The sequence below is a fragment of the Acinetobacter sp. V89_7 genome (assembly GCF_029967895.1).
Taxonomy (GTDB): Bacteria; Pseudomonadota; Gammaproteobacteria; order Pseudomonadales; family Moraxellaceae; genus Acinetobacter; species Acinetobacter soli.
The window spans coordinates 70,209-83,125 of record NZ_JASCAJ010000034.1 but is presented as its reverse complement, the minus strand read 5'-3'; the positions used below and the strand labels follow the sequence as shown (position 1 = coordinate 83,125).

Annotated in this window: 13 protein-coding genes; 9 read left to right on the top strand and 4 right to left on the bottom strand. The window is 45.7% G+C overall.

Annotation, left to right across the window (positions count from 1 at the left end; all coding sequences use genetic code 11):
• The first annotated feature begins 14 nt into the window (after window positions 1-14).
• A complete protein-coding gene (locus QLG00_RS14995; RefSeq protein WP_004934450.1) occupies window positions 15-659 on the top strand; it encodes an MBL fold metallo-hydrolase in 645 nt (214 codons plus the stop codon).
• 24 nt (window positions 660-683) lie between these two features.
• Here the strand turns inward: QLG00_RS14995 and QLG00_RS14990 are convergent, their stop codons facing one another.
• From QLG00_RS14990 to ribA, 3 genes are all read right to left on the bottom strand, one after another.
• Window positions 684-890, bottom strand: coding sequence for a hypothetical protein (locus QLG00_RS14990; protein ID WP_004934454.1), 207 nt, complete (start codon window positions 888-890; stop codon window positions 684-686).
• 210 nt (window positions 891-1,100) lie between these two features.
• The gene (hemF, locus tag QLG00_RS14985; protein ID WP_004934458.1) at window positions 1,101-2,039 is read right to left on the bottom strand and encodes an oxygen-dependent coproporphyrinogen oxidase; all 939 of its coding nucleotides are present in this window, start codon (window positions 2,037-2,039) and stop codon (window positions 1,101-1,103) included.
• Window positions 2,040-2,154: 115 nt separating this feature from the next.
• Window positions 2,155-2,757 (bottom strand): GTP cyclohydrolase II, encoded by a 603-nt coding sequence (gene ribA, locus QLG00_RS14980; RefSeq protein WP_282471310.1) that lies wholly within the window; start codon window positions 2,755-2,757, stop codon window positions 2,155-2,157.
• Window positions 2,758-3,057: 300 nt separating this feature from the next.
• Here ribA and dxs point away from each other — a divergent pair, with 300 nt between their 5' ends.
• The 8 genes from dxs (at window position 3,058) to QLG00_RS14940 (ending at window position 11,837) form a co-directional block, all read left to right on the top strand.
• Entirely contained in the window at window positions 3,058-4,971 is a 1,914-nt protein-coding gene (gene dxs / locus QLG00_RS14975; protein WP_282471309.1) for a 1-deoxy-D-xylulose-5-phosphate synthase, read from the top strand.
• A 118-nt stretch (window positions 4,972-5,089) separates the two neighbouring features.
• Complete coding sequence (locus QLG00_RS14970) at window positions 5,090-5,920, top strand: inositol monophosphatase family protein (protein WP_004934467.1); 831 nt, start codon at window positions 5,090-5,092, stop codon at window positions 5,918-5,920.
• 419 nt (window positions 5,921-6,339) lie between these two features.
• Window positions 6,340-8,250 carry a DEAD/DEAH box helicase gene (locus QLG00_RS14965; RefSeq protein ID WP_053469630.1) on the top strand — a complete coding sequence of 637 codons (1,911 nt, stop codon included), beginning with the start codon at window positions 6,340-6,342 and terminating at the stop codon, window positions 8,248-8,250.
• Window positions 8,251-8,626: 376 nt separating this feature from the next.
• Window positions 8,627-9,445, top strand: coding sequence for an ATP-binding cassette domain-containing protein (locus tag QLG00_RS14960; RefSeq protein ID WP_104123878.1), 819 nt, complete (start codon window positions 8,627-8,629; stop codon window positions 9,443-9,445).
• Window positions 9,442-10,218 (top strand): lipid asymmetry maintenance ABC transporter permease subunit MlaE, encoded by a 777-nt coding sequence (gene mlaE / locus QLG00_RS14955; RefSeq protein ID WP_004934483.1) that lies wholly within the window; start codon window positions 9,442-9,444, stop codon window positions 10,216-10,218. Before QLG00_RS14960 ends, mlaE begins: the two co-directional genes overlap by 4 nt.
• On the top strand, window positions 10,218-10,886 hold the full coding sequence (locus tag QLG00_RS14950) for an outer membrane lipid asymmetry maintenance protein MlaD (RefSeq protein ID WP_004934486.1): 669 nt from the start codon (window positions 10,218-10,220) through the stop codon (window positions 10,884-10,886). The genes mlaE and QLG00_RS14950 overlap by 1 nt, the downstream gene beginning before the upstream one ends.
• A gap of 18 nt (window positions 10,887-10,904) precedes the next feature.
• On the top strand, window positions 10,905-11,537 hold the full coding sequence (locus QLG00_RS14945; protein ID WP_004934488.1) for an ABC transporter substrate-binding protein: 633 nt from the start codon (window positions 10,905-10,907) through the stop codon (window positions 11,535-11,537).
• 12 nt (window positions 11,538-11,549) lie between these two features.
• A complete protein-coding gene (locus QLG00_RS14940; RefSeq protein WP_025095677.1) occupies window positions 11,550-11,837 on the top strand; it encodes an STAS domain-containing protein in 288 nt (95 codons plus the stop codon).
• 45 nt (window positions 11,838-11,882) lie between these two features.
• Here the strand turns inward: QLG00_RS14940 and QLG00_RS14935 are convergent, their stop codons facing one another.
• Window positions 11,883-12,896 (bottom strand): CorA family divalent cation transporter, encoded by a 1,014-nt coding sequence (locus tag QLG00_RS14935; protein ID WP_004934494.1) that lies wholly within the window; start codon window positions 12,894-12,896, stop codon window positions 11,883-11,885.
• Window positions 12,897-12,917: the final 21 nt, after the last annotated feature.

The window sequence follows — 12,917 nt, the reverse complement described above, 5'->3', positions numbered from 1 at the left end:
GTGAAGAGAACACTATGTTACAAGTGAAAATCGTGCCGGTTACGGCCTTTGCGCAGAACTGCTCAATTTTGTGGGACAGTGAAAGTAAAGAGGCTGTGCTGATTGATGCGGGCGGTGAAGCTCAAAAGTTAAAACAGACCGTTGAAGAATTGGGTTTAACAGTAAAAGCCTTGTGGCTCACGCATGGGCATCTGGATCATGCAGGTGCGGTCGGAGAGCTTGCCCAGCTGTGGCAAGTGCCTGTGATTGGCCCGCACAAAGAAGATGCCTTTTGGCTCGATATGATTCAAGAAGTCTCTGCGCGTTATGGCTTTCCCATTCCACAGCCAGTTCGAGTGGATCAATGGCTTGAGGGCGGAGAAGTACTGACCCTCGGTGAAACTGAGTTTGAAGTGCGCTATGCACCTGGGCATACGCCAGGTCATGTCATGTTTTATAGTGCAGACTATAATTTGCTCTGGACAGGTGATGTGTTGTTTAAAGGCTCAATTGGGCGCACAGATTTCCCGCGCGGTGATCATGCCCAGTTACTCGCGTCTATCCAGCGTGAATGTTTTAGCTTGCCAGATCAAACCCAGTTTATTTCAGGCCACGGCCCGATCAGCACCATTGGTCATGAAAAACAGTTTAATCCGTTTGTGGCGGGCAAAGCGGGTTAAGTCACAATGCGTTGATTGAAGAGCTTAAGGATTACAAATCGACTCAAGCTCTTCGATCACATGGGTCATCATCATCAAAAATAGTCCGACACTGGCAAAGACGTTAATTGGAATCGAGATACCATCGGAATAGACGTTATCAAATCCGAGCGTAATAACAGACGAAACAATCAAGATTGCAACGGTCATCCAAAATAACAATGCGCGATTATGTTCAAAGAGATGGGACATGGAGATAGCCTTTTCATAAGAATTGAATAAGTAAAACAAACCTTGATGAAATAAGCATGACATGCAGGATCGATTTACACTGTAAGCATCTTTCTTGGTTTGCAACCCCTAAGTGCCTGCATCAGGGATTTCCATGTTAGAGCATAAACGATAATTCAAAATAGACAAGAGACTGTCTCGATAAGAAACAGTCTCATTTGCAAGGAGATATTACAGCAGACCTAACCAATCTTGTGGTTTGAGGTAGTAATCGGTGAGCTTTTTCTCGGCAGAATCTTGATCCCATTCAGGACGATAGGTCCATGCAGCGAGGTTAGGTAAGCTCACCAAAATCGATTCAATTCGCCCCCCAGTTTGTAAGCCGAATAAGGTGCCGCGGTCATAGACTAAATTGTATTCGACATAGCGCCCGCGACGATAAAGCTGAAAATCACGTTGCGCTGGTGTGTAGGGCTTATCACGATTGCGCTCAAAAATTGGCAAGATCGCATCCAGATAACCGTTACCTACGGCCTGCATATAAGTAAAACAGGTATCGAAATCCCAAGCATTCAAATCATCAAAAAATAAACCACCCACACCACGCTGTTCATCACGATGCTTTAAATAAAAATAGTCATCACACCATTGCTTATGCTCGGCATATACACCATCGCCAAAAGGTTGGCACAAATCAAATGCTGTTTGATGCCAGTGTTGGACATCCTGATCATTTGGATAAAACGGGGTTAAATCGAATCCGCCACCAAACCACCAGATCGGATCATGTCCTTCAGGCTGAGCCACAAACAAGCGTACATTGGCATGTGAAGTCGGAATATTCGGATTTTTAGGATGGATAACCAGTGATACGCCAAGCGCCTGCGCTTTGGCACCGGCAATTTGAGGATGGCGTGCCGTAGCAGAGGCGGGCAGTTGAGAGATGTTGATGTGTGAAAACATCACACCACCTTTTTCAATTACGTCACCATTTTGCAACACCCGAGATCGGCCACCGCCACCTTCTGGACGTTCCCAATCATCAATCACAAACGTCGCACTTCCTCCCCCAAGCTGTTCTTGCTGTTCAAGGCGGCTACAAATACGTGCTTGAAGATCGAGAAGAAACTCACGGACCCGTTGAATATCGTCTGAAGTTGGATGTTGCATGCTGTGCCTCAAATAAAAACTTAAACGCGTCTGATCATCAAAACATAAAACCTTAAAAAAAGTAAGGGATTTTGAGCCAAAAATGACTCAAGCGTCAATTTCAATGATCTATCGCTTAGAAGTCATCTTTTTGATAGAGGTGAGACATACGCTCTTTTTTGGTTTTAAGGTATTGCTCGTTAAACGGATTTTTGCCCACTGTGAGAGCAACACGTTCGGTAATATCAATGCCAAGATCGGTTAGCGCATTCAGTTTGAGTGGGTTGTTGGTAATCAGCTTGACCTGCTTGATCTGTAAATGATCTAGCATGATGGTACACATGTCGTAGCGGCGTGCATCGGCAGGTAGGTTCAACAGTAAATTGGCATCTACGGTATCGTGTCCCTGATCTTGCAGTGCATAGGCACGGATTTTATTGGTCAATCCAATGCCACGGCCTTCCTGACGTAAATACAAAATCACACCCTGACCTGCTTGATTGATCAGTTTCTGTGTAGCTTGCAGCTGTGGACCACAATCACATTTGAGCGATGCAAATGCATCGCCAGTGAGGCATTCTGAGTGAATACGCACCAGCACTGGCGCCGTCGGTGGTGACTCTAAGCCTTTAGACAATGCAACGTGCTCTTCGCCCGTTACAGGATCTTGAAAGACTGAAATATTGAAGTCACCAAATTGGGTCGGTAGTTTAGAGGTCGCGACAAACTCAATAGCCACAAATTACTCATCTTTAGGTCAATGAAATCGGCTAAAGTATAGCGTAATGCTTAGAGATTGGTAGAATTGTCATGTCGAAATTATTCAGAACCTTTTCTTTTTTTTAGAAAGCGGACAATAATGGTTGATAAATTGTGAGATTATTCAGGATAATCTACGCCACCCTAAGCACATGTTAGTTGTGCTCAATACTGCATCGTTAGAAATGTGGCTGATTGAAGGTGATTTAATTCGATATGCGTATCGAATTCCCATTTACCCAGCTTAGGATTTGCCAGGCTTAAAAAGGCTTTGCCACATATGTTGTATACCGAAATTCCAACTCACCGTCCTGTTACGCCATTGTTAGATGAAATTAATCATCCGCAACAATTACGTCAGCTCGAACCTAGCCAACTGACACAGGTGGCTGATGAGTTGCGTCAGTTTATCTTGTATGCGGCAGGTCAAAGTGGCGGCCACTTTGGTGCCAATTTGGGCGTGATCGAATTAACGGTTGCTCTACACTATTGTTTTAATACACCAAATGACCGTCTCATTTGGGATGTAGGACATCAGGCCTATCCGCACAAAGCACTTACAGGTCGTCGTGAACAACTGACGACTATTCGTGCACAAAATGGTCTTGCGGCTTTTCCTGCACGCGAAGAATCGGTATTTGATACCTTTGGTGTCGGGCATTCGTCTACTGCAATTTCCGCAGGTTTGGGCATGTCACTGGCACGCCGCTACCAAAAAAATCCGTGTGAGGTGGTCAGTATTGTAGGCGACGGTGCCATGACTGCAGGTATGGCATTTGAAGCCATGAATGATGCCGTCGCTCACAACGCAGATCTGATTGTCGTCCTCAACGATAACGACATGTCGATTTCATGTAGTACCGGTGGTTTTGCCAAACACTTGGCTGCCATTTGGGAAAAAGGTCATTTGGTCAATATCGATGCAGAGGGGCAGGCTTATGTCCAGCCGCATCCGCAGTGGACCTATAATTCACGCCTGCATCAGTCGGCCACCGATGCAGCTGATAACTTATTTAAAGCGATTGGCTTTGATTATTTCGGTCCCTTTGATGGCCATGATGTCAATCAGCTTGTTGATGTGTTCCATGCCCTGAAAAAACGCAAAGGGCCACGTTTAATTCACGTATATACCAAAAAAGGCAAAGGTTTTATCCCGGCCGAAGCCGATCCGATTACTTATCATGCGATTAGTAAAGTCGCGCCTGTGACCACCGCGCCAGCCAAGAAATCACCGCCTAAATATTCTGATGTATTCGGACAGTGGTTATGTGATGAAGCGGCGCAAGACTCACGCTTAATGGCAATTACGCCAGCGATGTGTGAAGGTTCGGGTATGGTCAAATTTGCTCAGCAGTATCCGGAGCGTTTTTTTGATGTGGCGATTGCCGAGCAGCATGCGGTCACGTTGGCTGCTGGCATGGCCTGTGAAGGGCTTAAACCTGTTGTGGCAATTTATTCGACTTTCTTACAGCGTGGTTATGATCAGCTGGTTCATGATGTGGCGTTACAAAATCTGGATGTGACGTTTGGTATTGATCGTGCGGGACTTGTCGGTGAAGATGGTCCGACACATGCAGGTGCATACGATTATGCTTACATGCGTACAGTGCCAAATCTGATCATCATGGCGCCTAAAGATGAAAACGAGTGCCGCCAAATGCTGCATACCGCTTATGAGTATCCAGGCCCGGCTGCGGTACGCTATCCGCGTGGTGCAGGCTTAGGCGTTGAGATTCAGTCAAATCTGAGCAAACTGGAAATCGGTAAGGCTGAGGCGGTCTTTGAGTCAAGTACGACTCACGATGAGCAAATCACGATTTTAGCATTTGGAAGCCGCGTTGCTGTTGCAGTCGAGGCAGCACAACAATTGACGCAAAAATATGATGTAGGCGTATCTGTGGTCAATATGCGTTTTGTCAAACCGCTTGATGAGCAAATCATTCGCGATCTGGCTGAACGCACGCATTTATTTGTGACGGTTGAAGAGCATGCGGTCATGGCTGGTGCAGGCAGTGCAGTCAATGAGTACTTGGCTCAGGCGCAAATCTTGAAGCCTGTTTTGAATTTGGGATTACCAGATACTTTCATTCATCAAGCTACACATGCCCAGATGCTAAAAAATTGTGGATTGGATGCTGAGGGGATCCAAAACGCAATTGAAAAGGCTTGGTTGAGGATTGTACAAGCGGTTTAAACACATTCCACTAAAAAAACTCGAATTTATTTACCAAAAGGCGCGGCAATTTGATAGAATTGCCGCGCTTTTATGCATTATTCTTTGTCAAAATCTTCAAATTTGTAGTGGGTGTTCAATGGAACCTATGGTGGTTATGGCTGCGCGAGCGGCTCAATTAGTTGGTCAAGAGCTTTTAAAAGCACATCAGAATCGTCACAAGCTCGACCTACAAGTTGAAGAGAAAGGCATTGAAGGTCCGGTAACGCGCGTTGACCGTTATCTCGAGCAACTCACGATCGATACCCTTCGTAAAAGTTACAAAAACCATAGCTTCTTGGGCGAAGAGTTTGGTCTGCAAGAAGGCAAAGGCCATGATGCAGACTGGTGCTGGGTGATTGACCCGCTGGATGGCACACAAAACTTTATCAATGGTTTCCCTCATTTTTGTATTTCAATTGCAGTTCAGCACAAAGGTGTGACCCAGCACGGTGTGATCTACGATCCTGTACGCGACGAAATGTTCTCTGCAAGTCGTGGTCGTGGTGCGGTCATGAACCAGCGCCGTATCCGCGTAAATGTTCGTGAAAATTTAGAAAATACGTTCTTGGCTGTAGGCCACCCATACCGTGCTAAACGTAATGGTGAAATCGTTTCTTATGCCGAGCAACATTTTGCATCATTGCTTGCAGTCACTAAAGCAGGTGCTCACATCCGCCGTGCAGGTTCTGCTGCACTCGATTTGGCCTATGTGGCTGCGGGCCGTTTTGATGGTTTCTTTGAAGTAGGCCTAAAACCGTGGGATATCGCTGCAGGTGAGCTGATTGTAAAAGAAGCTGGCGGCGTTATGGTGGATGCACGCGGTGGACATGATTCGTTTGAGAATGGTCAAGTGCTTGCGACCTCAATGAAAATGCTTAAACCACTGATGCAAACCGTAGTGCCTGCATGGGGTGAAATGGCGAAATAATCGCCATGTGGTTGAGTTTACTTAAAAAAACACCCTCTTGATGAGGGTGTTTTTTTACCAGATGGACCATTTAAAGGCCTCAAAAAAGAACATATTATGAAAAAACTGAGAAATAAGGTGACTTTTAAAAAGTTTCTGCTATAATCTCGCAACGCACTTAAATTTCCGTTCATTACCTGAACATTCTGTTCTATTCATTGTATGCGCACGCTGTCCATAGAGAGGACCATTCATTGCGCCCAAATCGCTCAGCGATTCTTCAGGTTCCGGCCGTAATCATGCGTGCGTATAGTCTACATCGTCGTTATTCGGATTGCTGCTGAATTTCATATTATTCAGCCTAAGATGCCGTGCCGCCTTTTGTCGATGTCCATATTTGTATTTATTAAAATGGAGCACCCATTAGGGTGAAACTCTCTATGAGCAAAACTTTTGCCGATTTCTCTCTACACGAATCTCTACAAAATGCACTACAGGATCTTGGTTTTACTAGCCCGACTCCTGTTCAAGAACAAGCAATTCCTGCTGCTTTAGAAGGTAAAGATCTTTTAGTTTCTAGCCAAACTGGTTCTGGTAAAACTGCAGCATTTTTGTTGCCAACACTTCATGCACTTGCGGGTCAAGATACGTTCCTTCCATTTAAAGAACGTATGCGCGCCGTAACTCAACCGAATATTCTTGTCATTTCACCAACGCGTGAACTTGCACAGCAAGTCAGTCAAGATGCGATTGCATTTGTTCGCCACATGAAAGGCGTACGTATTGCTGCAATCATGGGCGGTATGCCTTTTGCTAAGCAAATCCAGCAACTTAAAGGCGCTCAAGTAGTTGTTGCAACGCCAGGTCGTTTGCTTGACTTGGTTAACCGTCGTCAACTTAAACTTGATAAAGTTGATGCGTTAATTGTTGATGAAGCTGACCGTATGCTTGATCTTGGTTTCTCTGAAGACCTAGAAGCGATTAGCGAATTGGCTGCTAACCGTAAGCAGACTCTAATGTTCTCTGCAACATTTGCAGATCGTATCATTCGTCTTGCTGAATGCATGATGCAAGATCCACAACGTATTGCCATTGAAACGGGTCATTCGACCAACACTGATATTACCCAAACACTTCACTGGACAGATGGTTTTGAGCACAAGAAAAAATTGCTTACCCATTGGTTAAGTGATGAAAAAATGGATCAGGCTGTTGTGTTTGCAAGCACGCAAGAAGACACTGACATGTTAGCTGAAGAACTTGCTGAAGCGGGTCATTCAGTTGTTGCTTTGCACGGTGCAATGCCACAAACCGTACGTAACCGTCGTTTGCGCAGCATCCGTGAAGGTAAAGCAAAAATCTTGGTTGCAACTGACGTAGCAGCACGTGGTCTAGATGTACCAACTATTTCACACGTGATCAACTTCGGCTTACCAATGAAGCATGAAGATTACGTTCACCGTATTGGCCGTACTGGCCGTGCAGGTCGTACTGGTCAAGCTATTACACTTGCAACTTACCGCGAGCGTGGCAAGATTCGTGCGCTTGAAGACTACCTAGATGCGCGTTTAAGCGTTTCTGAAATTGAAGGTCTTGAGCCATCTCCACCGCCTGCACGTTCAGGCCGTGATGGTGGTGGCCGTGGTCGCGGCGGTAATGGCCGTGGCGGTCGTGATGGCGGTGGTCGTAGCTTTGGTGGCGGCGGTCGTCGTTTTGAAGGTGAAGGTAACTTCAAACGTCGCGAAGGTGGTCGTGATGATCGCCCACGTCGTAGCTTCGATGATAGCCCACGTGGTGAGCGTCCGTTTGGTGGTGAAGACCGTCCGCGTCGCGAATTTAACTCAGATCGTCCACGCCGTGAAGGCGGTTTTGACGACCGTCCAAAGCGTAGCTTCGGTGGTGAAGATCGTCCACGTCGCGAATTTAACTCAGATCGTCCACGCCGTGAAGGTGGTTTTGATGACCGTCCAAAGCGTAGCTTTGGTGGTGAAGATCGTCCGCGTCGCGAATTTAATTCAGATCGTCCACGCCGTGAAGGTGGCTTCAACGATAAACCGCGTTTCGATTCAAACGATGACAACCGTGGCAATCGCGTAGATTACAAGCCACGTCGTGAAGGCGGTTTTGGTGATCGTCCTAAGCGTGACTTTGGTGACCGTCCTGCACGTCGTGAAGGTGGTTTTGGTGATCGTCCACAGCGCTCTTTTGGTGATGACCGTCCAAAGCGTAGCTTCGGTGGTGAAGATCGTCCAAAACGTAGCTTTGGTGGCGAAGACCGTCCAAATCGTGGTACGAAAGAAGAATTTTTCAATCGTGAATCAGGTGATCGTCGTCGCAAAAACGACCGTTAATTCACAAAAGTAAATAAAAAGCTGGCTTCGGCCAGCTTTTTTATTGTGATAAAACTGTGTAAAATGATCAATATTGAGAATCATATCAAGAAATTTTGTATAAATGCGTAATCAAAAACATCACCATAGCTCAGGCTTCATTAAGGCGCTTATGACACGCGCTTGGTGGTTGCCGTGCTTAAGTTTTGTCTTGATGTTATGTAATATTTTCTATTTCTCTTATTATTTTTACCAAGATTAATACGCGTTTTGTCGGTGCTTTTTCAGCAACATCACCCGGATGAATGAAACGCTGCATTGTCAAAATAATAACAATCCTGAGCAGTTTCAGTGCTATATTATGCAAGCTTAAAAAAATGCAGGAATCTACTCTGCTATGAATAATTTAACGTCATCCTTTTCTGACGCTTTAATTGACGTCCAAAATCTAAGTTTCAATCGCGGCGATCGTATCATTTATGACAACATTAGTTTGTCTATTCGTCGTGGTCAGATTACAGCGATTATGGGGCCGTCAGGAACAGGTAAGACGACTTTGTTGCGTCTGATTGGTGGGCAGCTGAGTCCAGATCAAGGACAAGTTTTACTAGACGGTAAAAATATTGCCAGCATGACACGTCACGAACTCTTTGCGGCGCGCGCCCGAATGGGAATGTTGTTCCAAAGCGGTGCTTTATTTACCGATATGTCCGTCTATGAAAATGTTGCGTTCCCTATTCGAGCGCACACCAAACTGCCTGAGCATCTGATTGCCGAACTCGTGGGGCTAAAGCTGGAGTCGGTTGGCCTGCGTGGAGCAGAGCACTTGATGCCAACCGAGCTTTCTGGGGGGATGAATCGACGCGTTGCGCTGGCACGTGCAATTGCGCTCGATCCAGATCTGATTATGTACGATGAGCCTTTTGCTGGCCAAGATCCGATTGTCAAAGGTGTGTTAACTCGCTTAATCCGATCTTTGCGTGAAGCACTTGATCTGACCACCATTATTGTTTCGCATGATGTACCTGAAACTTTATCGATTGCAGACTATATTTACGTGGTTGCAGAAGGCAAGATTCAGGGTGAAGGCACACCCGAAGCATTGCAATCGAATGCTTCGGCCTATGTGAAACAGTTCCTGACAGGATCAGCTGAAGGGCCTGTCGAATATCAATTTAGTCAGCGCGCTTATTTAGATAAAGAGGTATCGCCATGAATGCGATCGCTTGGCTGGGCCGGCTTGTGATAGAGCGCGTTCGAGGGATTGGTGTTGCGGCCCTGATGCTATTGCAGATTTTATTTTCCATGCCATCTTCTGGCGGTTTTTCTCGGTTTATTTACCAGATGTACCGTGTAGGGGTTATGTCATTGTTGATCATTACCGTCTCGGGCTTGTTTATTGGCTTGGTTATCGGCTTACAAGGCTACTCAATTTTAGTAAATGTAGGCAGTGAAGCAATGCTGGGCACCATGGTGTCTTTGACCTTGCTGCGTGAACTGGCACCTGTTGTAGCTGCATTACTTTTTGCCGGTCGAGCAGGTTCTGCACTGACTGCGGAAATTGGCTCGATGAAACAGAGCGAGCAATTGGCGAGTATGGAAATGATCGGTGTCGATCCACTTAAGCAAATTGTCTCGCCACGTCTTTGGGCTGGAATTGTGAGTTTGCCGATGCTTACCGTGATTTTTGCTGCCATCGGAATTTTAGGCGGCAAAATGGTGGGGGTTGATTTTCTGGGCGTCGATGAAGGTTCTTTCTGGAGTGGTATGCAAAGCAATGTCCAGTTTGGTCACGATGTCGTCAATGGCATTATTAAAAGTATCGTATTTGCTCTGGTATGTACTTGGATTGCAGTCTATCAAGGCTATGCATGCGATCCAACGCCTGAGGGGATTGCTACCTCAATGACGCGAACGGTGGTGTATTCGTCATTGTGTGTACTGGGTTCAGATTTTGTTTTGACTGCGGTCATGTTCGGAGGTATTTAATGAAATCACGTACAAGTGAGCTGGCCGTCGGAATATTTGTGATTATTTTCGGTGTGGCATTGTTCTTTTTAGCCATGAAAGTGAGTGGCCTTGCTGGGACTAATCTTAGCGATCCGTATAAAATGACCGCGCAGTTTGACAATGTCAACGGTTTAAAGCCGCGTGCCAAAGTCACCATGAGCGGCGTGACCATTGGGCGGGTTGAGTCTATTACGCTTGACCCAGTGACCCGCTTAGCTACTGTTTCATTTGATTTAGATGGCAAACTCACTACATTCAATGCACAGCAACTTAAAACGGTTGAGAAAAATGCACTTGAGGAACTGCGTTACAGCGCAGACTATCAAGCTGCTGCTCCAGCACAACAAAAAACGATGGAACAGCAACTAATTAATAACATGAAATCCATCACCAGTATCGATGAAGATGCTTACATTATGGTATCGACAAATGGGTTATTGGGTGAGAAGTATCTCAAGATCGTGCCGGGTGGTGGTCTGAACTACCTCAAGCGTGGTGAAGCAATTTCAAATACCCAAGGTACAATGGATCTTGAAGATCTAATTAGCAAATTTATTACGGGTGGTGCCGGTAAATCATCAACAAACTCTACGGGCAATACGGCCGAGCCAGCTTCTTCTGAAGCACAGCCGTCATTTACCGAGTAATTATTAGGAAGCATGCACATGAATACATTATTTAAGCAAACGCTCACCGCAAGTGTTTTATCTTCAATGTTGATGGGAACAGCTTTTGCTGCACCCGCTGAAGCACCGCCAGCGTTTATTAAACGTGTTGCAGATGGCCTGATTACACGTTTGAAAACCGATCATGCCAAATTGCAAAACAATCCAGCGGCGGTCAAAGCGATCGTTCGTCAAAACCTTGATCCGTATATTGACTCACAAGCCTTTACTCGTATTGTTATGGGCACTTATGCAACCAATCAATACAGTAATGCGGCTCAGCGTGCGCAGTTTGAAAATAACTTCCGTGAAACACTGATTGAAAATTACGGTACGGCTTTTGCGAAGTACAGCAACCAGTCTTATACCATGCGTCCATACAAAGAAACCGGAAGTAAAAATCCTGTTGTAACGCTAGACTTCAATAACAACGGTGAAAAAATTCCAGTGTCGTTCCAGTTGGCAGACAAAGGGTCACAATGGAAAATTCGTAACATCAATGTTTCTGGTATCGATCTAGGCTTGCAGTTCCGTAACCAGTTTGCGGCAACCGTGAAGCGTAACGGTGGTGATCTTGATAAAGCCATTGCGAACTTCCAGCCAGATGCGGATGCCGCAGTCAAAAAGAAATAATGCAGGTTTAACGTGATTCAGTTTCTAGATCAGCAGTTGGTCGTTTCTGGGCAAATCGACTTTGACAATGCACAGGCCATGTGTGAGCAAGGGCATCAACTGATTGCCCAGCACTCGACTTTTCCTTTGGTGGTGAATCTGAGTCAGTTGAAAAATGGCAATACCTTGGCCTTGGCGGTGCTAATTCAGTGGCTTCGCTCGACACCTCAGGCACAGGGGCTGCATTTTCAAGATGTACCTGCAAAAATGCTCAAGATCATTCAAGCCTCGCATCTGCAAGATGATTTGGTACTGATTTGAGCCAGTTTCAAAAACAGAAAAAGCACTGCCATGGCAGTGCTTTTTTTAAATCCATTTTTTCCAGCGGAAATAAATCATTGGCCCAACAAATGACACCATAATGATCATGGCAACCACTAAAAAGCTCATGGCGCCATGTGCAAAGGGCAATTCTTGTGTATTCATGCCGTAGATACTCGCCACCAGCATCGGTGGCGCTAGCATACTTGGCAAGATCGAGAAGCGACGAATCGTATCGTTCTGTTCGGTGTTAATGAAACCAGACGTGGTGTCGAGTAAGAAACGCACCTTTTGAAACAAGAAGGCATCGTGTTCGACCAGCGAGCGAACATCTTCGCTGAGCTCGCGAATATCGGCATCATAAATATGACTGCCCAGCGCGCGCGGACGTGCTAAAAAGGTTAATACACGGCGTAAATCAATCAGACACAGCTGGGCTTTTCCCAACACGTCTTCTTGTTGAGCCAGACGGGTAATCATGTCGTCGAGATCCAGCATCTGTTCGCGATGATGATTATTCAGGACTTCTGTGGAGTATTTTTCAAGGTCCTTGTGGATATCTTCCAAGATATCCGCAAGTTCGTCTAGTTTGGCTTCGAGTAAACCCAGTAATATCCATGTCGGATCTTTATAATCCATATCATAGTCATTACGCCGCGCACGGGCACGAAAGGCCCGAAACGCCACCAGTTTTTCACCACGCAAAGTAAACAGGCGGTCTTTATGCAAAATAAATGCGACAGTTTGTACCATCGCCAAAATATTGCTGCTGTCTTCGGTATCACCGTCAACTTGATAGTTTTTATTTTTCGTTAAAAAATAAGTACTGATATGCAAAATTCCATCGTCATCGCGGTAGAATCGAGCAGATGAAGAAATGTCTTCGAGAGATTTCAGTGTAGGTAAATTACGATCATATGCATCGAGTACCCATTGTTGTTCTTCTTGAGAGGGTGCAATGAGGTCAATCCAGACCAATTCTGGATGCAGATCGAATCCACCATTGATGGTGGCATCTTCCAGACTACCGCGCTCTGTGGCATAAAAGGCTTCAAGCATAATGTCTTTTCTCCCTTGCGC

What these genes read in the sequence shown, in the direction of transcription:
- QLG00_RS14970 (WP_004934467.1), top strand. Translation starts at nt 5,090, where the DNA reads ATGGAACCTATGGTGGTTATGGCTGCGCGAGCGGCTCAATTAGTTGGT.
- QLG00_RS14995 (WP_004934450.1), top strand. Translation starts at nt 15, where the DNA reads ATGTTACAAGTGAAAATCGTGCCGGTTACGGCCTTTGCGCAGAACTGC.
- QLG00_RS14960 (WP_104123878.1), top strand. Translation starts at nt 8,627, where the DNA reads ATGAATAATTTAACGTCATCCTTTTCTGACGCTTTAATTGACGTCCAA.
- QLG00_RS14990 (WP_004934454.1), bottom strand. Translation starts at nt 890, where the DNA reads ATGTCCCATCTCTTTGAACATAATCGCGCATTGTTATTTTGGATGACC.
- hemF (WP_004934458.1), bottom strand. Translation starts at nt 2,039, where the DNA reads ATGCAACATCCAACTTCAGACGATATTCAACGGGTCCGTGAGTTTCTT.
- QLG00_RS14965 (WP_053469630.1), top strand. Translation starts at nt 6,340, where the DNA reads ATGAGCAAAACTTTTGCCGATTTCTCTCTACACGAATCTCTACAAAAT.
- mlaE (WP_004934483.1), top strand. Translation starts at nt 9,442, where the DNA reads ATGAATGCGATCGCTTGGCTGGGCCGGCTTGTGATAGAGCGCGTTCGA.
- QLG00_RS14935 (WP_004934494.1), bottom strand. Translation starts at nt 12,896, where the DNA reads ATGCTTGAAGCCTTTTATGCCACAGAGCGCGGTAGTCTGGAAGATGCC.
- dxs (WP_282471309.1), top strand. Translation starts at nt 3,058, where the DNA reads ATGTTGTATACCGAAATTCCAACTCACCGTCCTGTTACGCCATTGTTA.
- QLG00_RS14945 (WP_004934488.1), top strand. Translation starts at nt 10,905, where the DNA reads ATGAATACATTATTTAAGCAAACGCTCACCGCAAGTGTTTTATCTTCA.
- QLG00_RS14950 (WP_004934486.1), top strand. Translation starts at nt 10,218, where the DNA reads ATGAAATCACGTACAAGTGAGCTGGCCGTCGGAATATTTGTGATTATT.